Origin of the sequence: Citrobacter sp. TBCS-15 (assembly GCF_005280815.1) — a bacterium.
GTDB lineage: Bacteria > Pseudomonadota > Gammaproteobacteria > Enterobacterales > Enterobacteriaceae > Citrobacter > Citrobacter werkmanii.
On the sequence record NZ_SZWK01000294.1, the window covers coordinates 1 to 223 of the forward strand.

The window sequence follows — 223 nt, forward strand, 5'->3', positions numbered from 1 at the left end:
ACACCAACCAAACGAAGAAGTGACCCAGACAACTTACAACCGACCTTAAAAGCGATTATGGACGGCTTTACAGAATCAGGGCTTTGGTCAGATGATAATCACGAAGTAGTTAAATTTACAAAATATCAATATGGCGGACTTTCTGGAACAAAAGCTTATCGTCTTGAAGTTAATATCGAGGAGGTTTGAATGACAGCATTCAGAATCATACCAACTGTTAAAT

At 38.1% G+C, this 223-nt stretch carries 1 protein-coding gene; it reads left to right on the top strand.

Features of this window, described 5'->3' with window-relative positions; translation table 11 throughout:
- Window positions 1–189 (top strand): hypothetical protein (locus FDW96_RS22095; protein WP_373562176.1); only part of this gene is annotated, 189 nt, incomplete at its 5' end.
- Window positions 190–223 lie beyond the last annotated feature (34 nt).